This is a genomic window from Streptomyces luteoverticillatus, from assembly GCF_003970715.1.
Taxonomy (GTDB): Bacteria; Actinomycetota; Actinomycetes; order Streptomycetales; family Streptomycetaceae; genus Streptomyces; species Streptomyces abikoensis.
The window spans coordinates 1,925,721-1,945,666 of the sequence record NZ_CP034587.1; the positions used below are offsets into that span (position 1 = coordinate 1,925,721).

General features: G+C 74.9%; 14 protein-coding genes and 1 pseudogene. 6 read left to right on the forward strand and 9 right to left on the reverse strand.

Annotated elements, in window-relative coordinates; all coding sequences use genetic code 11:
• Positions 1–18: 18 nt before the first annotated feature.
• The 7 genes from murD to rsmH form a co-directional block, all read right to left on the reverse strand.
• The gene (murD, locus tag EKH77_RS08100) at positions 19–1,461 is read right to left on the reverse strand and encodes a UDP-N-acetylmuramoyl-L-alanine--D-glutamate ligase (RefSeq protein ID WP_126913735.1); all 1,443 of its coding nucleotides are present in this window, start codon (positions 1,459–1,461) and stop codon (positions 19–21) included.
• The gene (gene mraY, locus EKH77_RS08105) at positions 1,443–2,507 is read right to left on the reverse strand and encodes a phospho-N-acetylmuramoyl-pentapeptide-transferase (RefSeq protein WP_126913736.1); all 1,065 of its coding nucleotides are present in this window, start codon (positions 2,505–2,507) and stop codon (positions 1,443–1,445) included. The genes murD and mraY overlap by 19 nt, the downstream gene beginning before the upstream one ends.
• Positions 2,507–3,928: a UDP-N-acetylmuramoyl-tripeptide--D-alanyl-D-alanine ligase gene (locus EKH77_RS08110; RefSeq protein ID WP_126913737.1), complete on the reverse strand. Its 1,422-nt coding sequence runs from the start codon at positions 3,926–3,928 to the stop codon at positions 2,507–2,509. The genes mraY and EKH77_RS08110 overlap by 1 nt, the downstream gene beginning before the upstream one ends.
• A gap of 65 nt (positions 3,929–3,993) precedes the next feature.
• Positions 3,994–5,688 (reverse strand): UDP-N-acetylmuramoyl-L-alanyl-D-glutamate--2,6-diaminopimelate ligase, encoded by a 1,695-nt coding sequence (locus EKH77_RS08115; RefSeq protein WP_126913738.1) that lies wholly within the window; start codon positions 5,686–5,688, stop codon positions 3,994–3,996.
• Positions 5,689–5,703: 15 nt separating this feature from the next.
• The gene (locus EKH77_RS08120; RefSeq protein ID WP_126913739.1) at positions 5,704–7,602 is read right to left on the reverse strand and encodes a peptidoglycan D,D-transpeptidase FtsI family protein; all 1,899 of its coding nucleotides are present in this window, start codon (positions 7,600–7,602) and stop codon (positions 5,704–5,706) included.
• A 7-nt stretch (positions 7,603–7,609) separates the two neighbouring features.
• Positions 7,610–8,191, reverse strand: coding sequence for an FtsB family cell division protein (locus EKH77_RS08125; RefSeq protein WP_126913740.1), 582 nt, complete (start codon positions 8,189–8,191; stop codon positions 7,610–7,612).
• A complete protein-coding gene (gene rsmH, locus EKH77_RS08130) occupies positions 8,188–9,147 on the reverse strand; it encodes a 16S rRNA (cytosine(1402)-N(4))-methyltransferase RsmH (RefSeq protein ID WP_126913741.1) in 960 nt (319 codons plus the stop codon). The genes EKH77_RS08125 and rsmH overlap by 4 nt, the downstream gene beginning before the upstream one ends.
• A gap of 409 nt (positions 9,148–9,556) precedes the next feature.
• On the opposite strand from rsmH, the gene EKH77_RS08135 reads away from it, so the two are divergent.
• The 4 genes from EKH77_RS08135 to EKH77_RS08150 all read left to right on the forward strand — a co-directional run bounded on the left by EKH77_RS08135 (position 9,557) and on the right by EKH77_RS08150 (position 15,322).
• The gene (locus tag EKH77_RS08135; protein ID WP_126913742.1) at positions 9,557–10,120 is read left to right on the forward strand and encodes a beta-class carbonic anhydrase; all 564 of its coding nucleotides are present in this window, start codon (positions 9,557–9,559) and stop codon (positions 10,118–10,120) included.
• 203 nt (positions 10,121–10,323) lie between these two features.
• Positions 10,324–11,370 carry an AAA family ATPase gene (locus EKH77_RS08140; RefSeq protein ID WP_126913743.1) on the forward strand — a complete coding sequence of 349 codons (1,047 nt, stop codon included), beginning with the start codon at positions 10,324–10,326 and terminating at the stop codon, positions 11,368–11,370.
• Positions 11,370–12,914 carry a DUF58 domain-containing protein gene (locus EKH77_RS08145; protein ID WP_126913744.1) on the forward strand — a complete coding sequence of 515 codons (1,545 nt, stop codon included), beginning with the start codon at positions 11,370–11,372 and terminating at the stop codon, positions 12,912–12,914. The genes EKH77_RS08140 and EKH77_RS08145 overlap by 1 nt, the downstream gene beginning before the upstream one ends.
• Positions 12,911–15,322, forward strand: a complete 2,412-nt coding sequence (locus EKH77_RS08150; protein ID WP_126913745.1) for a transglutaminase TgpA family protein — start codon at positions 12,911–12,913, stop codon at positions 15,320–15,322. The genes EKH77_RS08145 and EKH77_RS08150 overlap by 4 nt, the downstream gene beginning before the upstream one ends.
• 53 nt (positions 15,323–15,375) lie before the next feature.
• Here the strand turns inward: EKH77_RS08150 and EKH77_RS08155 are convergent, their stop codons facing one another.
• Both EKH77_RS08155 and EKH77_RS08160 read right to left on the reverse strand, forming a co-directional pair.
• Positions 15,376–15,786: a DUF3040 domain-containing protein gene (locus EKH77_RS08155; protein ID WP_126913746.1), complete on the reverse strand. Its 411-nt coding sequence runs from the start codon at positions 15,784–15,786 to the stop codon at positions 15,376–15,378.
• A gap of 270 nt (positions 15,787–16,056) precedes the next feature.
• The gene (locus EKH77_RS08160; RefSeq protein WP_126913747.1) at positions 16,057–16,812 is read right to left on the reverse strand and encodes a methyltransferase; all 756 of its coding nucleotides are present in this window, start codon (positions 16,810–16,812) and stop codon (positions 16,057–16,059) included.
• 228 nt (positions 16,813–17,040) lie between these two features.
• On the opposite strand from EKH77_RS08160, the gene EKH77_RS08165 reads away from it, so the two are divergent.
• The gene (locus EKH77_RS08165) at positions 17,041–17,802 is read left to right on the forward strand and encodes an ATP-binding cassette domain-containing protein (protein WP_126913748.1); all 762 of its coding nucleotides are present in this window, start codon (positions 17,041–17,043) and stop codon (positions 17,800–17,802) included.
• Positions 17,774–19,938: pseudogene (locus tag EKH77_RS08170) on the forward strand (YhgE/Pip family protein). The gene EKH77_RS08165 and the pseudogene EKH77_RS08170 overlap by 29 nt, the downstream one beginning before the upstream one ends.
• Positions 19,939–19,946 lie beyond the last annotated feature (8 nt).

The window sequence follows — 19,946 nt, forward strand, 5'->3', positions numbered from 1 at the left end:
GCCGCGGGGACCGGCGGGCTACGCGTCCGTGCCGCGGCCGGCGGTCAGGGCCCGCACCGCCTCGGCGAAGGCCTCGCCGCGCTCGTTGTAGTTGGTGAACATGTCCATCGACGCACAGGCCGGGGCCATGAGGACGGTGTCCCCCGGGCCGGCGAGCCGCGCCGCCTCGCGAACCGCCTCGGCCATCGCCCCAGTGTCGGTCCGGTCGAGGTCCACCACCGGCACATCCGGGGCGTGTCGCGCCAGGGCTTCCCTGATCAGCGCCCGGTCGGCCCCGATCAGGACGGCTCCTCGCAGCCGCTTCGCGGCGGAGGCGACCAGGTCGTCGAAGGTGGCGCCCTTGGCGAGGCCGCCGGCGATCCACACGATCGACTCGTACGCCGCGAGGGACGCCTGGGCGGCGTGGGTGTTGGTGGCCTTGGAGTCGTCCACGTAGGCGACGCCGTCGACGTCGGCGACGTGGGCGATGCGGTGGGCGTCGGGCCGGAAGGCGCGCAGGCCGTCGCGGACGGCCCGGGCGTCGACGCCGAAGGCGCGGGCCAGGGCGGCGGCGGCCAGGGCGTTGGCGATGTTGTGCGGCGCCGGCGGGTGGACGTCGGAGACCTCGGCGAGCTCCTGGGCCTGCTGCTGGCGGTTCTCCACGAAGGCGCGGTCGACGAGCAGGCCCTCGACGACGCCGAGCATGGAGGGGCCGGGGGCGCCGAGGGTGAAGCCGATGGCGCGGCAGCCCTCCTCGACGTCGGCCTGCTCCACCAGGCGCTCGGTGCGCGGGTCCTCGACGTTGTAGACGCAGGCGATCGTGTTGCCCTCGTAGATCCGGCCCTTGTCGGCGGCGTAGGCGCGCATGGAGCCGTGCCAGTCGAGGTGGTCGGGGGCGAGGTTGAGCACGGCCGCGGAGTGGGCGCGCAGCGAGGGCGCCCAGTGCAGCTGGTAGCTGGAGAGCTCGACGGCGAGCACGTCGTGGGGCTCGTCGCCGAGCACCACGTCGATGATCGGGGTGCCGATGTTGCCCACGGCGGCCGTGCGGAGCCCGGCGGCCTTCAGGATGGAGGCCAGCATCTGCACGGTGGTGGTCTTGCCGTTGGTGCCGGTGATCGCCAGCCAGGGCGCGGCGTCGGGGCCGCGCAGCCGCCAGGCGATCTCGACGTCGCCGACGACGTCCACGCCCGCCTCGGCGGCGGCCGCGAAGAGCGGGCTGTCGGGCCGCCAGCCGGGTGAGGTGACGACGAGGTCGGTGCCCTCGGGCAGGGTGGCCGCGTCGCCCAGGCGGACGGTGATCCCGGCGGTCTCCAGGGAGGCGGCGCGCTCGCGCAGGGCCTCGCTGTCGCCGCCGTCGACGACGGTCACGCTCGCGCCGAGGCCGGCCAGGGCGCGGGCGGCGCTGACGCCGCTCACACCGAGGCCGGCGACGGTGACGCGCTTGCCGCTGAACTCCGCGGTACTCACTTGATGGCCAACCATCCGGCGTAGAAGATTCCGAGTCCGACGGCCACGCACAGGCCCTGGATGATCCAGAAGCGGACCACCACAAGGACCTCGCTCCACCCCTTGAGCTCGAAGTGGTGCTGGAGCGGGGCCATCCGGAAGACGCGCTTCCCGGTGAGGCGGAACGAGCCGACCTGGATCACCACGGACATGGTGATGAGGACGAACAGACCGCCGAGGAGGGCGAGCAGCAGCTCCGTGCGGGAGCAGATCGCCAGGCCCGCGAGGGCGCCGCCGAGGGCGAGCGAGCCGGTGTCGCCCATGAAGATCTTGGCGGGCGAGGTGTTCCACCACAGGAAGCCGAAGCAGGAGCCCATCAGGGCCGAGGCGACCACGGCGAGGTCGAGCGGGTCGCGCACCTCGTAACAGGCGGCGCCGGCGGTGAGCGAGTTGCCGCACCACTGGCCGTGCTGCCAGGTGCCGATGAAGACGTAGGCGCCGAAGACCATCACGGAGGCGCCGGTGGCCAGGCCGTCGAGTCCGTCGGTGAGGTTCACGCCGTTCGACATCGCGAGGATCATGAACAGTGCCCAGATCACGAAGATCACGGGGCCGACGGACCAGCCGAAGTCCTGGGTGAAGGACAGCCGCGTGGACGCCGGGGTCTGGCCCCGGGTGTCGGCGAACTGCAGCGCGAGGACGGCGAAGGCGATGCCGACGATCAGCTGGCCGGCCATCTTCGCCTTGGCGCGCAGACCGAGGCTGCGCTGCTTGACGATCTTGATGTAGTCGTCGAGGAAGCCGACCAGGCCCATGCCGGCGGTCAGGAAGAGCACCAGCAGGCCCGAGGTCGTCGGCGAGTGACTGGTGATCACCTTGGTGACGGCATACGCGATCAGCGTGGCCAGGATGAAGGCGATGCCACCCATGGTGGGCGTGCCCTTCTTCCCGGCGTGGCCGCGCGGGCCGTCGTCGCGGATGAACTGGCCGTAGCCCTTGCGGGCGAGGAACTTGATCAGCAGCGGGGTGCCGATGAGGGTCAGGAACAGACCGATGACACCCGCGAAGAGGATCTGGTTCATCAGCCGGCGACCTCGCCGTCGACCGCGAGCAGCGCCTCGGCCACCCGCTCCAGCCCCGCCGACCGGGACGCCTTCAACAGCACGACGTCTCCCGGGCGCAGCTCACTGCGCAACAGGTCGACGGCCGCCTGCGCGTCGGACACGTGCACCGACTCCTCACCCCACGAACCCTCGTTATAGGCGCCCATCTGCAACCAGGCCGCTTCCCTGCCCCCGACTGCCACGAGCTTGCCGACATTGAGCCGGACGACCAGCCGTCCGACCGCGTCGTGCTCGGCGAGTGACTCCTCGCCCAGCTCGGCCATCCGACCGAGTACTGCCCACGTCCGTCCACCCCTAGCCCGGGCGGCTTCGCCCATCGCGGCCAGCGCGCGCAGCGCCGCTCGCATGGATTCGGGGTTCGCGTTGTAGGCGTCGTTGACGATCGTCACGCCGTCCGCGCGCTCGGTGACCTCCATGCGCCAGCGGGAGAGCTGACCGGCCCCGGAGAGCGCGGCGGCGACCTCCGCTACGGGCATGCCCAGCTCATGGGCGACGGCGGCCGCGGCGAGCGCGTTCGACACGTGGTGCTCACCGTACAGCCGCATGGTCACGTCGGCGCACCCGGTGGGTGTGTGAAGCGTGAAGGAGGGCCGGCCGAAGTCGTCGAGCCGGACGTTCTCGGCGCGCACGTCCGCGTCCGGGGCCTCGCCGAAGAGGACCACCCGGGCCTTGGTGCGGGCGTTCATGGCGCGGACGAGGGGGTCGTCGGCGTTGAGCACGGCGACGCCGCCCTCCGCGGCGGCGGGCAGCACCTCGACCAGCTCGCCCTTGGCCTCGGCGATCGCCTCGCGGCCGCCGAACTCGCCGATGTGGGCGGTGCCGACGTTGAGGACGAGGCCGACGCGCGGCGGGGTGAGCCCGGCGAGGTAGCGGATGTGGCCGATGCCGCGGGCGCCCATCTCCAGCACGAGGTGACGGGTGTCCTCGCCGGCCATCAGGGCCGTGACCGGCAGGCCGATCTCGTTGTTGAAGTTGCCGGGCGTCCAGACGGTGGGGCCGAGGCGCTCCAGCAGCTGGGCGATCAGGTCCTTGGTGCTGGTCTTGCCGGCCGAGCCGGTGAGGGCGACGACGGTGGTGCCGAGCCGCTCCACGACGGCGCGGGCGAGGGTGCCCAGCGCCTCGACGACGTCGGGGACGACGATCGCGGGTACGCCGACGGGCCGGGCGGCCAGTACGGCGGCCGCGCCGGAGGCGATGGCGCGCTCGGCGTAGTCGTGGCCGTCGACGCGGTCGCCGGGCAGCGCGGCGAAGAGGCTGCCGGGCCGCACCTCACGGGAGTCGATCACGACCGGGCCGGTGGCGATGAGCCCCGGGTCCGGTATGTCGTGCTGCTGTCCGCCGACGATCGCGGCGACCTCGGCGAGGGACAGTGCGATCACCGGAGGTCACCTCCTGCCGTTCGGAGGAGCTGCCGGGGGGAGGGTTGTGCGCGCATGGCGGTTGGTCATCCCTGGTCGTTCCGGTGCGTGGTGGCCGCGTCACGGTGCTCGATGGCCTCGCGCAGCACCTGGCGGTCGTCGAAGGGGCGTACCACTCCGGCGATGTCCTGGCCCTGTTCGTGGCCCTTGCCCAGGACCAGGACGGTGTCGCCGGGCTCGGCGCGGGCGACGGCGGCGGCGATGGCGGCGGCGCGGTCCTCCATCAGGAGGACGGTGCCGCGCTCGGCGGCGGGCACCTCGGCGGCGCCCGCGAGCATGGTGGCGAGGATCGCGAGGGGATCCTCGGAGCGGGGGTTGTCGGAGGTCAGTACGGCCGTGTCGGCGAGGCGGGCCAGCGCGCGGCCCATGGGGGCGCGCTTGGTGGTGTCGCGGTCGCCGCCGCAGCCGAGGACGGCGTGGACCCGGCCGCTGCCGACCGCGCGCAGGGCGCGGAGAACCGATTCGACGGCGTCCGTCTTGTGGGCGTAGTCGACGACGGCCAGGTAGGGCTGGCCGGCGTCCACGCGCTCCAGCCGGCCGGGGACGCCGGGGACGGCCGCGACGCTGTCGGCGGCCGCCTGCGGCTCGGCGCCCGCGGCGACGAGCGCGACGATCGCGGCCAGGGCGTTGGCGACGTTGAACGGGCCGGCGAGCGGCGCCCGGGCCGTCACGGAGACGCCCTCGGGGCCGAGCACGGTGAACGTGGAGTCGAACGGGCCGATCTCGACGTCGGCGGCGCGCCAGTCGGCGTCCGCGCGGCCCTCGGCGGAGAAGGTGATCACCGGGACCTCGGACTCGCCCGCGGCGAGGCGGCGGCCGTACTCGTCGTCGGCGTTGACCACGCCGAGGCGGCTGCGCTCCTTGGTGAACAGCTCCGCCTTGGCGGCGAAGTAGTCCTCCATGCCCGAGTGGAACTCCATGTGCTCGGGGCTGAGGTTGTTGAAGACGGCGACGTCGAAGACGCAGCCGTCGACGCGGCCCAGGCGCAGGGCGTGGCTGGAGACCTCCATGGCGACCGAGCGGACGTCGCGCTCGCGCATCACCGCGAACAGCGCCTGGAGGTCGGTGGCCTCGGGGGTGGTGCGCTCCGACTTGACCCGCTCGTCGCCGATCCGGGACTCCACGGTGCCGATCAGGCCGGTGGGGCCGCCCATGGCGCGCAGGCCGCCCTCGATCAGGTAGGCGGTGGTGGTCTTGCCGGAGGTGCCGGTGATGCCGACGGTCAGCAGCTCGCGGGCGGGCTCGCCGTAGATCGTGGCGGCCAGGGCGCCCATCCGCTCGCGCGGGGCGGCGACGGTCAGCACGGGCAGGCCGGTGGCGCCAGCGCGCTCGGCGCCCGCCGGGTCGGTCAGCACGGCGGCGGCACCGAGGCCCGCGGCCTGCGCGGCGAAGTCCGCGCCGTGGAAGCGGGCGCCGGGCAGGGCGGCGTAGACGTCGCCCGGGCGGACGGCGCGCGAGTCGTGGGTGATCCCGGTGACCGCGACGTCCGCCGCGCCCTCGGGGGCGGCGATGCCCAGCTGAGCGGCCAGCTCCGCGAGGGGCACGGGACGGACCCGGGTGGGGCGGGGCGCTCCCGGGGACACGGCGGGCGCGTCCTGGGAGGTCGTGTGGGACTGATCAGCGTGGGGCACGGCGGTGAGCGTACCGGGCGTACCCGCCTCGTCGCGAAGCGAGGGGCGTCGCCGACCATGGTTCCCCGGGTCGGGAGTGATCGTCGTCACGGCCGGCCCGGCTCGCTAGTAGCTCACCGGCAGCCGCGGCGGCCGGGTGCCGGACGGGGGCACCTGGAGGGTCTTCAGCGAGAACTCCATGACCTGCTTGAAGACCGGTCCGCAGACCTGGCCGCCGAAGTAGCTGCCCTTGGTGGGGTTCTGGATGGCGCAGTAGACGGTGATCCGGGGCTGGTCGGCGGGGGCGAAGCCGGCGAAGGAGGCGGTGTAGCCGTGGTAGCGGCCGGTGGTGGGGTCCACCCGGTTGGACGTGCCGGTCTTGCCCGCGACCCGGTAGCCGGGGATCTTGGCCTTGGTGCCGGTGCCCTCCTGGTCGTCGATGACCGACTCCAGCATCTCCGACAGCTGCCGGGCGGTCTTCTCGCTGATCACGCGGGTGCGCGGGGCGGTGTCGGCGGGGGTGAAGCGGCCGTCGGGCCCCTTGGTGCCGCGCACCAGGGAGGGCTGTACGCGCTCGCCGCCGGCCGCGATGGTGGAGTAGACGGAGGCGGCCTGGACGGCGTTGAGGGAGAGGCCCTGGCCGAAGGGGATGGTGTAGGCCCGCGAGGACTTCCACTCCCCCGGCCGGGCCAGCAGGCCGGGCGTCTCCCCGGGGAAGCCGAGGCCCGTGGGGCGGCCGATGCCGAACTTGCGGAGGTAGGTGTAGAGGACCTCGTTGGCCTCCTCGCGGGTCTTGCCCAGCTGCTCGCTGGCGAGGATCGTGCCGATGTTGCTGGACTTGGCGAGCACCCCGTTGAGGGTCAGGTGCCAGGTGGGGTGGTCCACGTCGTCGGCGAAGGCGCGGTCGGCGCGCGGCAGCCGGTTGGGGACCTCCACATGGGTGTCGGGCGTGGCGACGCCCTCCTCCAGCACGGCGGCCATCGTCATGATCTTGCTGACGCTGCCGGGTTCGTAGGCGTCCTGGAGGGCGGCGTTGCCCAGCGCGGAGCGGTCGGCGTGCTCCAGGTCGTTGGGGTTGTAGCCGGGGGCGTTGGCCATGGCCAGGATCTGGCCGGTGCGGGTGTCCTGGACGACGACGTAGCCCCGGTCCGCGCCGGACTCGCGCACCTGTTTGGCGACGGCGTTCTGGGCGGCCCACTGGATGTCGCGGTCGATGGTCAGCTCCACGTCGGAGCCGGGCACGGCGGCCTGTTCCTTCAGGTCGCCGGTGGGCACCTGCCGGCCGCCGGACTGGGCGTAGACGCGCTTGCCGTTCTTGCCGGCGAGGGTCGTATCCAGCAGGGCCTCCAGGCCGCCGCTGCCCCGGCCGTCGCCGTTGACGAAGCCGAGCAGGCCGGCGGCCAGGTCGCCGTTGGGGTAGACGCGCTTGCTGTGCGACTCGCGGTTCACCCCGGCCAGGACGTTGGCGCCCTCCTTGCGGCGGGCCTTCTCCGCCTGCGCCTTCTTCAGCTCCGAGATCTTCTTCCAGACCTGCGGGGTCTGCCGGCGGGCCAGCACCACGTACTTGGACTTGGGGTTGGCGGTGAGCTTCTGCTCCAGCACGTCCGCGTCCTCGCCGAGGACGGGGGCCAGCAGCTTCGCGGCCCGCGCGGCCGCGCCCTCGGTCCTGATCCGGTCGGGGGTGAGCAGGTCGGGGGCGGCGGTGATGTCGTAGGCGTCGACGGTGGTGGCCAGGTCCACGCCGGTGCGGTCGGTGATGGCGCCGCGCTCGGCGGCCAGCATCACCGGGATGTAGCGGTTGACGTTGGCGCGGGCCGCGTAGGCGCTGGCGTCGACGGCCTGCACCTGGAGCAGCCGGACCGTGAAGACCAGCAGGACGAGCGTGAGGCCCACGCCGATCGCCCGCAGCCGGGGCCGGGGGTTGCCCAGCCGCAGGGAGCGGTCACCGGGGCGGGGGCGCGCCGGCCGGGCGACGGGGCGCGCGGGCCCGGGAACCGGGCGGCGGGGCTGCCTGGGCGCCGTCACGACTCACCTACCTGACCTGTTGGGGGTTCCCGCCCACCGGGGCCGGGGGGAGGGCCGGTTGGGGACGGGCCGGCACCGGGGCCTGCGCGGCCGGGGACGACGGCGCGTCCCCGCCGCGGAGCACGACGGGCGGCGGCCCGGGCGGGGCCGGGGCGACGAGGGGGTCGGGGGCCAGCGGGGGCAGGCCCCGGGGCTCGGGGGGCGCGAAGGCCGCCGGGTCGGCGGGGTTGGCGGTGGTCGCCGGGGCGGGGGCGCCCTTGACCGTGCCGTCGGGCAGCAGGAAGGCGGGGCTGCCGCCGGGGATCATGCCCAGCTCCCGGGCGCGGCGCTCCAGCGCGTCCGGGGCGGCGAGCTGGTCGACCTCCTGCTGGAGCGCCTGCTGCTCGTCGGTCAGCTCGGTGGTGGTGCGCTGGAGCCGGCTGAGCTCGAAGGAGCCCTGGTTCAGGGAGGAGTTCAGCAGCAGCAGCGAGATGAGGCCGGAACCGAGGAGCACCACGACCAGCAGGACGAACGGCGTGCGCTTCGCCCCGGCGGGTCCGGCGGGCAGCAGCCGCACCAGGCGGCCGCCCCGGCGTCCGGCCGGGCTCACCGGATGTCCTCGCGGATGCGCTCGGCGCCGCGCAGCCGGGCGGGGGCGGCCCGCCGGTTCTCGGCGATCTCCTCCTCCGTGGGCAGCTCCGCGCCGCGCGTCAGCAGCTTCAGGCGCGGCTGGTACTGCTCGGGCACCACCGGCAGGCCGGGCGGCGCGGTGCTCGTGGCGCCGGCGGCGAAGACGCCCTTGACGATGCGGTCCTCCAGCGACTGGTAGGACAGCACCGCGATCCGGCCACCGACGGCCAGGGACGCGACGGCGGCCGGGATGGCCGCCTCCACGCTGGCCAGCTCGGCGTTGACCTCGATGCGCAGCGCCTGGAAGGTGCGCTTGGCGGGGTTGCCGCCGGTGCGCTTGGCGGCCTGCGGAAGGGCGTCGCGGATCAGCTCGACGAGGCGGGCGCTGTTGCTGAAGGGCTCCTTCGCCCGCTCGCGGACGATGGCCGAGACGATGCGTTTGGCCTGCTTCTCCTCGCCGTACTGGCGCAGGATGCGCACCAGCTCGCCCGGCGGGTAGGTGTTGAGGACCTCGGCGGCGCTCATGCCCGTCGTCTGGTCCATGCGCATGTCCAGCGGGGCGTCCTGCGCGTAGGCGAAGCCGCGGTCGGCCTCGTCGAGCTGCATGGAGGAGACGCCGAGGTCGAAGAGGACGCCCTGGACCTTGGGGATGCCCAGGCGCTCCAGCACCTCGGGCAGCTCGTGGTAGACCGCGCGCACCAGCGTGGCGCGGTCGCCGTAGGGGGCGAGCCGCTCGCCGGCGAGCGCGAGCGCCGTGGGGTCGCGGTCGAGGGCGACGAGCCGGGCGTCGGGGAAGGTCTTGAGCAACGCCTCGCTGTGCCCGCCGGCGCCGAGGGTGCAGTCGACCACGACGGCTCCGGGCGCGGTCAGCGCGGGGGCGAGCATGTCCAGGCAGCGCTGGAGCATGACGGGGACGTGTCGCGCGTTGCTGCTCATGCGCCCTTCTGAGATACGGGGAGGCGCGGCGCGGCGTACCGCCGGGTCCCCGCCCGCTCGAAGGGGAACGGACGTTCCGGCGCCGGGGAAGTGACGCCGGGCGACCGGGAGCGGGAGGAGGCCGAGGGGTACGTACGCACCGTGCCACGTGGTGGTTCTTCGGTTCCGGGGAGCGTTCCGGGGAGCGTCACGCCTCCCACTTCGCGCCACTTTAGTCCACTCGCCCCCGCGGTCAATCAACCGGCCGGTGCGTGCGCGTCCCACCGCCCGCCCGGCGGGATCCCCGGCGGGACGAGGGGGTCCGGCGGGGCACCGGGGCGGGCCCGGTGAGCGTCCGGTTACCGGGCGCTGCCCTGGTCAGGGACGGTCGCGCGTGCGCCGGAGCCGGTCACCGGCTACGTTCATCCCTATGCCGATATCCGCGTCACCGTCGCACACGCCCGGCTCCGGCCAGGGCCGTACGGGCACCTCGGAGCCCACTGTCACCGACCGGCTGGTACAGGCCAACGCCCGGTACGCGGCCGCGTTCGCCGACCCGGGCATGGACGCCCGGCCCGTGCTGAAGGTCGCCGTGGTCGCGTGCATGGACGCCCGTCTCGACCTGCACGCAGCCCTGGGCCTGGAGCTGGGCGACTGCCACACCATCCGCAACGCGGGTGGCGTCGTCACCGACGACATCATCCGTTCCCTCACCATCAGCCAGCGCGCCCTGGGCACCCGCTCGGTCGTGCTGATCCACCACACCGGCTGCGGTCTGCTGGACCTCACCGAGGACTTCCGGCACGACATCGAGGCCGAGGTCGGCCAGCGGCCGGCGTGGGCCGTGGAGGCGTTCAAGGACCTCGACCAGGACGTCCGCCAGTCCATGCAGCGGGTGCGGACCTCCCCGTTCCTGCCCCACCGCGACGACGTGCGGGGCTTCGTCTTCGATGTGACGACCGGCCTGCTGCGCGAGATCGACCCGCGCCCCTGACCGCAAGCCCTGTGGACGACCGGTGCGGCGCGCGCCGCACCAGTTGTCCACAGGCGGTGACGCCACGCCGTGCGGGCGGCCAGAATGCGTAGGGACGCCCGGCCGCCACGCGGCCCCGGGTGCCGCAGCGGGGTGGGCCGGGCCACGCGCCGCCGGAGTTTCCGGCGGGCCTTCCGGCCCTGTGAAGGGCCGAGGAGGGCCGGGTGACGACGTATGACGAGCGAGCCAGCCACGGGGGTCCGCCCGCTCCGGCGGAGCCGGGCGGAGCGGCGGGGCCGGCCGCCGCGCTGACCGCCACCGCGGAGCGGGTGCGCCGCTCGGTGGAGAGCGTGATCGAGGGCAAGCCGGAGGTCGTGCGGCTGGCGCTGACCGTGCTGCTCGCCGAGGGGCACCTGCTGATCGAGGACGTGCCGGGCGTGGGCAAGACGATGCTCGCCAAGGCGCTGGCCCGGTCCGTCGACTGCTCGGTGCGGCGCATCCAGTTCACCCCGGACCTGCTGCCCTCCGACATCACCGGCGTGAGCGTCTACGACCAGCAGCGCCGCGACTTCGAGTTCAAGCCCGGCGCGATCTTCGCGCAGATCGTCATCGGCGACGAGATCAACCGCGCCTCGCCCAAGACCCAGTCGGCGCTGCTGGAGTCGATGGAGGAGCGCCAGGTCACCATCGACGGGCACACCTATGAGCTGCCCAGCCCCTTCATGGTCGTGGCCACGCAGAACCCGGTCGAGATGGAGGGCACGTACCCGCTGCCCGAGGCCCAGCGCGACCGCTTCATGGCCCGGGTGTCCATCGGCTACCCGGGGCCGGAGGCCGAGCTGCGGATGCTGGCCTCGCACGGCGCGCTCTCCCCGCTGGACGATCTCCAGCCCGTCGCCCACGCCCACGAGATCGGCAAGCTGATCGAGGCGGTGCGCGCGGTGCACGTCGCCGAGCCCGTGCTGCGCTACGCGGTGGACGTGGTCGGCGCCACCCGGCAGCACCCCGAGCTCAGACTCGGCGCGTCGCCGCGCGCGACGCTGCATCTGCTGCGGGCGGCGAAGGCCGCGGCGGCGCTGGCCGGGCGGGAGTTCGCCCTGCCCGACGACGTCCGGGCGCTGGCGGTGCCGGTGCTCGCCCACCGGCTGCTGCCCACGGCGCAGGCCCAGCTCGGCCGGCGCACCGCCGAGCAGATCGTCGTGGACATCCTGCGGCGCACCCCGCTGCCCGACCTGTTCGGCCGGCAGCCGCCGGGCGCGCGGGGGCTGTGATGCCCGCCCCGGGCGGCCCGCCCGGCAGCGGGGAGGCACACGACGGGGAGGACCGCGGCGGGCTGTGGGCGGCGTTCGGCGGGCTGACCACGAGGGGCCGCTCCTTCCTGGCGGCGGGCGTCGCCGCGACGGCCTGCGCCTATGTGCTGGGCCAGGAGGATCTGCTGCGGGTGGGGCTGCTGCTGGCCGTGCTGCCCGTGGTGTGCGTGGTGGTGCTCCACCTCACCCGGCACCGGGTCACCGGCAGCCGGCGGCTCACGCCCGCGCGCGTGCCCGCCTCCGCCGAGGCCCGGGTGAGCCTGCGCGTCGACAACGTCTCGCGGCTCCCCACCGGCCTGCTGATGCTCCAGGACCGGGTGCCCTATGTCCTGGGCCCGCGCCCGCGCTTCGTCCTGGACCGGATGGAGCCGGGCGGGCGGCGCGAGGTCTCCTACCGGGTCCGCGCCGATCTGCGCGGCCGCTACCCCCTGGGCCCGCTCCAGCTGCGGCTGACGGACCCGTTCGGGATGTGCGAGCTGACCCGGGGCTTCAGCGCCTACGACACCCTGACCGTCGTGCCGCGCGTCGACCGGCTGCCCCCGGTGCGGCTCGGCGGCGAGGCGGCGGGCCACGGCGACGGCCGCTACCGCGTCCTCGCCCTGGCCGGGGAGGACGATGTCATTCCGCGCGGCTACCGGCACGGCGACGATCTCCGCCGGGTCCACTGGCGCTCCACCGCCCGCTACGGCGAGCTGATGGTCCGCCGCGAGGAGCGGCCCCGGCGCGCCCACTGCACGGTGCTGCTGGATACCCGGGCCGTCGCCTACGAGGGCGCGGGGCCCGGCTCGCCGTTCGAGTGGGCCGTCTCGGGGGCGGCCTCGGTGGCGTCGCACCTGATGGAGCGCGGTTTCACCGTCCGGCTGCTGACCGACACGGGCAGCGCGCTGCCGGGCCACGACGCGGCCTCCGGCGGTTACGCGAGCTCCTCACCGGACCCGTCCGGCGCCGCCGGCCTGATGCTGGACGCCCTCGCCGTCATCGACCACTCCGAGGGCACCGGCCTGTCCCCCGCCCACGACGCGCTGCTCGGTACCGGCGGCGAGGGCCTGCTGGTGGCGTTCCTCGGCGACCTGGACGAGTCACAGGCGGCCCTGGCCGCCCGGATGCGCCCCCGTGGCGGCACCGCGGTCGCCTTCGTCCTGCCCACGGCCACCTGGTCGGGCGCCCCCGAGGGCGACCCGGCCCACCACGAGGCCGACGAACGCCTGCGCGTCCTGCGCGACGCGGGCTGGACGGCCCTGCCCGTCGCCCCCGGCACGGCACTGCCCGACCTGTGGCGGCTGGCGGGGGCACCGGGCCCTGCGGGCGGCCCGTACGGCGCGGGCCCGTACGGCGTGCCGGGCGCCGCCCTGGCCGATGGGTACGGCGCGGGCGGGTACGACACGGCGACGGCCCCGGGGGCGGCGGCCGACGGCACGGCGGCCGACCCGGCGCGGGCGGCCGCGGCAGGCGGCGGGGCGACGGGCAGCGGTGCCCCCGGCGGCGGGGCGGGGGGCCGGGCGTGAGCGGGCGGTCGCGGCTGGCGGTGTGCGGGGTGCTGGCCACTCTGGGGGCGGCCTGCGCGATGCTGCCGCTGGTCGAGCGGACCGTCTGGATCCTCCAGGCCGCGCTGCTGCTGTGCGTCCAGACGGCGGTCGGCGTGGCGGCCCGCCGCGTGCCGCTGGCCCGGTGGCTGACGGTCGCGGCGCAGGCCCTCGTCGTCCTGCTGCTGCTCACGCTCGTCTTCGCCCGCGGACGGGCCGTCGGCGGGATACTGCCGGGCCCCGACACCTTCCAGGAGTTCGGCCGGCTGCTGCAGGACGGCGTGGACGACGTCGGGCGGTACGCCATCCCGGCGCCCGCGACGACGTCCATCCGGCTGCTGCTGATCGGCGGCGTACTGCTGGTCGGGCTGGTGGTGGACGCCCTGGCGGTCACCTTCCGCGGCGCCGCCCCGGCGGGCCTGCCCCTGCTGGCGCTCTACTCGGTCGGCGCCGGGCTGTCCAAGGGCAGCGCGGACTGGCTGTGGTTCCTCATGGCGGCCGCGGGCTATCTGCTGCTGCTCCTGGCCGAGGGCCGGGACCGGCTCGCGCGCTGGGGCAGGGTGTTCGGCGGCGGGGCCGCCGGCGCCCCGCCCGGCGTCGCCGCGAGCCTCGCGGCGGGCGGCGGCCCGGCCCTGGCCCCGGTGCGCACCGGGCGGCGCATCGGGGCGCTCGCGCTGGGGCTCGCCCTGGCGCTCCCGGTCGCGCTGCCCTCGATCGGCGGCGGGCTGCTGGCCGCGCGCGGCGAGGGCCCCGGCTCCGACGGCGGCACCATCTCCGCCGTCAACCCGCTGGTGTCGCTCCAGAACAGCCTCAACCAGCCGGAGAACCGGGAGCTGCTGCGCTACCGCACCTCCGCGCCGTCCGTCCAGGATCTGTACCTGCGCATCGTCGCCCTCGACCGGTTCGACGGCGCGTCATGGCGGGCCTCCGAGCGGCGCATCACCGATGTGCCCGACCCGCTGCCCACCCCCGCCGGCCTGACCACCGGGGTCCGTACGGCCCGCGTCGGGGTCTCCGTCGCGGCCTCCGACGGCTACGGCCAGAACTATCTGCCCCTGCCCTATCCGGCCGAGCGGGTACGGGTCCCGGGCCAGTGGCGGTACGAGCCGGAGGGCCGGGCGCTGGTCGGCGACCACGGCCAGACCACGCGGGGCGTGCGCTATCAGGTGGCGGGGCTGCTCGTGGAGCCGACGGCCGCTCAGCTCGCGGCCGCGCCCGCGCCCCCGGAGCAACTGCTGCGCGAGTACACGCGGGTGCCGTCCGTGATGCCCAAGGTCGTGGCGGACACGGCCCGGAGGGTGACCGCGGGGGCGGCCGACTCCTACCAGCAGGCGGTGAAGCTGCAGGATTGGTTCGCCGCGAGCGGGGGTTTCCGCTATGACACGGAGGTGCGTTCGGGCAGCGGCCCCGACGCCATAGCGCGCTTCCTGGAGGAGAAGCAGGGCTTCTGCGTCCACTTCTCCTTCGCCATGGCGGCCATGGCGAGGACGCTGGGCATCCCCGCGCGCGTGGCGGTCGGCTTCACCCCGGGCACCCCGCAGCCGGACGGCACGGTGTCGGTCGGCACCAAGGACGCCCACGCCTGGCCCGAGCTGTACTTCGAGGGCGCCGGGTGGACGCGGTTCGAGCCCACGCCGAGCCGGGGCACCCCGCCCGAGTACACGGTCGCGCAGGCTCCTTCCGCCCCCGACCCGGGCGTCCCGGCCCCCGAGCCCGGCCGGAGCAGGGCGCCGCAGCCGGCGCCCTCGGCGGACGGCGGCTGCCCGCCCGAGCTGAAGAAGGTCGACGGCTGCGGCGGCGTCGTGCGGCTGGAGGTGGGCAACGCCTCCGGCGGTACGTCGCCGCTCACCCTGGCCGTCGTGATCGTGGCCGCGCTGGCCGCCCTCCTGCTGCCCGCGCTGCCCCACCTGTGGCGGAGACGGGCCCGTGCCCGGCGGCTCGACGGCCGCGCCGGGCCGCGCCCGCTGGCCGCCTGGCGCGAGCTGACCGACTCCGCGTGGGACTACGGCATCCCGCCGGACGACTCCCTGACCCCCAGGATGGCGGCGGCCCGCATCGTCCGGGACGCGCGGCTGGCCGGACCGCACGCGGAGGCCGTGGGGCGGCTGGCGACGGCGGTCGAGCACATGCTGTACGCGCCGTCGCCGCCCGCCGACGGGACGACCGGCGCCGGCGCCGACGTCGAGGCCGCCCGGGCGGGCCTGCGGGCCTCGGCGGGGCGCCGGGCGCGAGTGCGGGCCGTGGTGGCGCCCCGGTCGGCGGTGCGGGTGGTGTGGGCGTGCGCCGGGTTCTGGGCGGGTGTCCGGTCGGCGGCAAGGGCGCGCCTGCGGCGCCTGGTTTCCCGGGCCCGTAAGACGGCCCGTAAGGCCCCAGGAACCTCCGGCCCGTAAAACGTGTGGGGCCAGGACGTCCGTCCTGGCCCCACACGGAAAGACAACGCGGGCTAGTGCCCCTGCTCGTCCCGTCGCCGCTGCCACCGCTGCTCGATGCGGTCCATCATGCCGCGCCGACGGCCGACCGGCCGCCGTGCCATGCCCGGACCACCGGGACCGCCGGGACCGCCGACGCGCCGGACGCCGGGCCTCGGCGCCTTGCGCCACCCCGTCACCGCGAGCACGGCGCAGCCCAGCATGACGAGGAAGCCCGCCACGCTGATCCAGATCTGCTGAGTGACCATTCCGGCCATGAGGAGCGCGATGCCCACCAGAAAACCCGCGACCGCCTGGTAGACCCGTCGCCGGGTGTACGTGCGCAGGCCGCTGCCCTCGAGCGCTGTGGCGAACTTGGGATCTTCGGCGTACAGCGCTCGCTCCATCTGCTCGAGCATGCGCTGCTCGTGCTCCGAGAGCGGCACGGAGTCCTCCTACTCGTCGGTCGCGGGGGGCGACCGGGTGCGACCCTTTCAGGATAGGCAGGGAATCGCCCCCGTGAAACCCGCCCCTCTGCGCCAATTCGGCCACCGGCCCCGGTGTGGCGATCGATGCCGTCGGGACGTACATTCCCTGCCTGCCGATCGGCCATGCCGGACGGTGTCCCCCGATCATACGGGGCGAACGAGCTGATCGGGTGGGGTCCGCCCGAGGTGGGGACGAGGCAGGGGACGAGGCGGGGACGGGGGGTGGAGTCAGTCCCGCTCGGCCAGGACGTGCAGCTGCGTGGCGATGGAGTGGAAGGCCGGCAGTTCGGCCGCGGCGGCCTCCAGCCGCAGCAGCGCGTCCAGCGCGCCGGGCTCGTGGTCGACGAGCACACCGGGCACCAAGTCGGCGAAGACGCGCACGCCGTGCACCGCGGAGACCTCCAGGCCCGCGTCGCCGACGAGGCCGGAGAGCTGCTCGGCGGAGAAGCGGCGGGTGAGCGGGTCGCCGGCGCCCCAATGGCCGGAGGGGTCGGCGAGGGCCTGGTGGGCCTCGGTGAAGTGCCCGGCGAGGGCGCGGGCGAGCACGGCGCCGCCGAGGCCGGCGGCGAGCAGGCTGAGGGTGCCGCCGGGGCGGAGGGCCGCGACGACGTTGCGGACGCTGTCGGCGGGGTCGTCGACGTACTCCAGCACGCCGTGGCAGAGCACGACGTCGAATGCGTCGCGGTCGACGACGTCGAACAGGCCGTGGGCGTCGCCCTGGACGCCGCGCACCCGCTCGGCGACCCCGGCCTCGGCGGCCCTGCGCTCCAGTGCGAACAGCGCGTTGGGGCTGGGGTCGACGACGGTGACGTGGTGACCGAGCCGGGCGAGGGGCACCGCGAACTTGCCGGAGCCGCCACCGGTGTCGAGGACGTCCAGGGCCTCCCGGCCGGCGGCCTTGACCCGGCGGTCGAGGGCGTCCTTGAGGACCTCCCAGACCACGGCGGTACGGAGGGACGCCCGGGGGCGCAGCGGGTCTGACACGGCGGGTGACTCCTCGGCGGGCGACTACGGGTGACTGACGTCGGGCGGCACCAGCCTAATGGGCCGGACCGCGCCACCCCGCACCTCTCGCCACGCGCCCTCCCGCATCGGTGCGAACCGGCCATGACCTGCGCGAACTCCCGTGTTCCGGAACGGGGTTGACGGAGGAAGGGAGCGATCCGCATAATTTTGCACTGACCGGTCAGTCCAAGGTTGCTGGGAGGTCCTGTGGACGGCACCCCGCACGGAGCCGCGATCGCGGCGGCGGGCCTCGGTGTCCGGGGGCCGCGCGGCTGGGCGTTCCGCGCGGTGGACATCGACGCGCCGCCCGGTTCGCTCGTGGCCGTCGAGGGCCCCTCCGGCTCAGGCCGCACCTGTCTCCTGCTCACTCTCACCGGTCGTATGCGGCCATCCGCCGGGCACGCCGAGATCGCGGGCCTGGCCCTGCCCCGGCGGATGGCGGCAGTCCGGCGCGTGAGCGCGCTCGCGCACGTCCCCGGCGTCGCCGAGCTCGACCCCTCCCTGACCGTCGGCGAGCACCTGCGGGAACGCGCGCTGCTCCAGCGGAGGTTCGGCGCCTCGCCCGGCGCGCTGTTCCGTCCCGAAGCGGAGAAGGCGGCGCGGGAGGCGGCCCGTACCGAGGCCGCGCTCGCGGCCGCCGGGCTGGAGGTGTCCGCGCTGCCCAAGGGCGCCGGCACGGCCGTACGGGACCTGGGGCGGCTGGAGGCGTTGCGGCTGTCGCTGGCCCTCGCGCTCGTCGGCTCGCCCCGGCTCGTCGCGGTGGACGACACCGACCTCAAGCTCACGGCCGCCGAACGCGAGCAGGCGTGGGCGCTGCTGCGCTCGCTCGCCGGGGCCGGTACGACCGTGCTCGCGGTGTGCGCGGAGGCGCCGCCGCCGGGCGACGCGCTGATCGTCAGCACCGCCCGGACCCTGTCCCAGGCCCCGAAGGGAGCGGCGGATGCGCTCGCCGAAATTGGCCGTCCTTGAGCTGAAACGATTCGGAAGGGGCCGGCTGCCGCGCGCCGCGCTCGTCGCCCTCCTCCTGCTGCCCCTGCTCTACGGCGCGTTGTACCTGTGGTCGTTCTGGGATCCCTACGGGCGGCTCGACAAGGTGCCGGTGGCGCTGGTCAACGCCGACCGGGGCACGACGGTGGACGGCGAGCGGCTGGCGGCGGGCGACTCGATCGTCAAGGGGCTGCGCGGCTCCAAGTCCTTCCAGTGGCACGAGACGAGCGCCGCCGAGGCCCGCAAGGGGGTCGAGAAGGGGACGTACTACCTGTCGTTGACCATCCCGGCCGATTTCAGCAAGCTGCTCGCCTCCAGTTCCGGCTCCGGTTCCGGCGGCTCCCCCGTGACCGGCGCGCTCCAGGTCCGGACGAACGACGCGAACAACTACATCGTCGGCCAGATCTCCCGCTCGGTCTTCTCCGAGGTCCGCGCGGCCGCCTCCCGCAGGACGTCACGGTCCTTCTACGACAAGATCTTCGTCTCCTTCTCCGGCCTCCATGGCAAGACCGAGGAGGCGGCGGGCGGCGCCGACCGGCTCGGCGAGGGCATCGGCGAGGCCCGCAAGGGCGCCGGGGACCTCAAGGACGGCCTGACCCGCGCCCGCCACGGCAGCGGCGAGCTCGAGCAGGGCGTGGACCGGCTGCACGACGGCGCCGGCACCCTGGACTCCGCCGCAAGGCAACTGGCGGGCGGCGCCGAACGGGTGGCGGACGGCACCCGGCAGCTGGCCGACAAGGTGAACGGCGTCGCCGGCAAGGAGGGCGCGTTCGTCAAGGAGCACGCGGGCGAGATAGGGGAGGCCGCCCGGGGCGTCGCCCGCGAGGCGCGCACCGTCCGCGAGCACCTGGCCGACCTGCCCTCCCCCGCCGTGACGGGACCCCTCGCCAGGGCCGCGAGGCGCGGCGCGGACGACCTGTCCGCCGCGTACGACAAGCTGTGCGCGACCGGCACCACCACCGGGACCGGCGCCACCACGACGGGCGACTACTGCCCGGCCCTGAAGAAGGCCGTGTTCGCCGCGCGGCAATCGGCCGAGGGCGCGGAAAAGCTCGACGCCCTCGTGCGGAACGAGAACGGCGAACTCGACCGGCTCCCCGGACGGCTGGACGCCCTGAGCGCCGCCGCCGAACGGCTCGCCAACGAGGCCCCGCACCTGGCGCGGGACATCGACGGCGCCGTGCGGAAGGTCAACGCCCTCAACGACGGCGCCCAGCAGGTGGCCGAGGGCGCCGGCCGCCTCGGCGCGGGCACCGGAAAGCTGCGCGACGGGCTCGGCACCGCCAGGACGGGCGCCGCCGACCTCGACGACGGCATCGGCAGGCTGCGCGAGGGCGCGGACACCCTCCAGGGCGGCATGGTCAAGCTGTCCGACGGCTCCGCCAAGCTGGCGGGCGGCCTCCACGACGGCGCGGCGAAGATCCCCGACTACGGCAAGAAGGACCGCGACGCCCGCACCGAGGTGATGGCGGACCCGGTCGCCCTGGCCGCCAAGGCGCTCCACAAGGCCCCGACTACGGCACCGGATTCGCCCCCTACTTCATCCCGCTCTCGCTCTGGGTGGGCGCGATGGTCGCCTACATGCTGATCCAGCCCCTCAACCGGCGGGCGCTGGCCGCCGGGGCCTCCGCCTGGCGGATCGCCGTGGCGGGCTGGCTGCCCGTCGTCGCCATCGGCGTCCTCCAGGCGGCCGCGCTGCTGGCCGTCCTCCACTGGGGGCTGGGCCTGCGACCGGTGCGGGCGGCGGGCACGGCGGGCTTCCTCGTCCTCGTCGTCGCGTGCTTCGCGGCCGTCGTCCAGTGGCTGAACGCCCGCTTCGGGCCCGCCGGGCGCATCCTCGTCCTCGCCCTGCTGATGCTCCAGCTGACCTCGGCGGGCGGCACCTACCCGGTGCAGACCAGCCCCGGCTTCTTCAACGCGATCCATCCCTTCCTGCCGATGAGTTACGTCGTGCAGGGGCTGCGCCACCTCATCACCGGCGGCGGGCTCGCCCCCGTCTGGCAGGCGTGCGGCGTCCTGGCGGCCTTCACGGCCGCCGCCCTGGCCCTGACGGCCGTCTCGGCGCGGGGCAAACAGGTCTGGTCCGTGGACCGGCTGCACCCGGAGCTGAGCCTGTGAGCGCGGAC

What these genes read in the sequence shown, in the direction of transcription:
- murD (WP_126913735.1), bottom strand. Translation starts at nt 1,461, where the DNA reads ATGGTTGGCCATCAAGTGAGTACCGCGGAGTTCAGCGGCAAGCGCGTC.
- mraY (WP_126913736.1), bottom strand. Translation starts at nt 2,507, where the DNA reads ATGAACCAGATCCTCTTCGCGGGTGTCATCGGTCTGTTCCTGACCCTC.
- rsmH (WP_126913741.1), bottom strand. Translation starts at nt 9,147, where the DNA reads ATGAGCAGCAACGCGCGACACGTCCCCGTCATGCTCCAGCGCTGCCTG.
- EKH77_RS08135 (WP_126913742.1), top strand. Translation starts at nt 9,557, where the DNA reads ATGCCGATATCCGCGTCACCGTCGCACACGCCCGGCTCCGGCCAGGGC.
- EKH77_RS08145 (WP_126913744.1), top strand. Translation starts at nt 11,370, where the DNA reads ATGCCCGCCCCGGGCGGCCCGCCCGGCAGCGGGGAGGCACACGACGGG.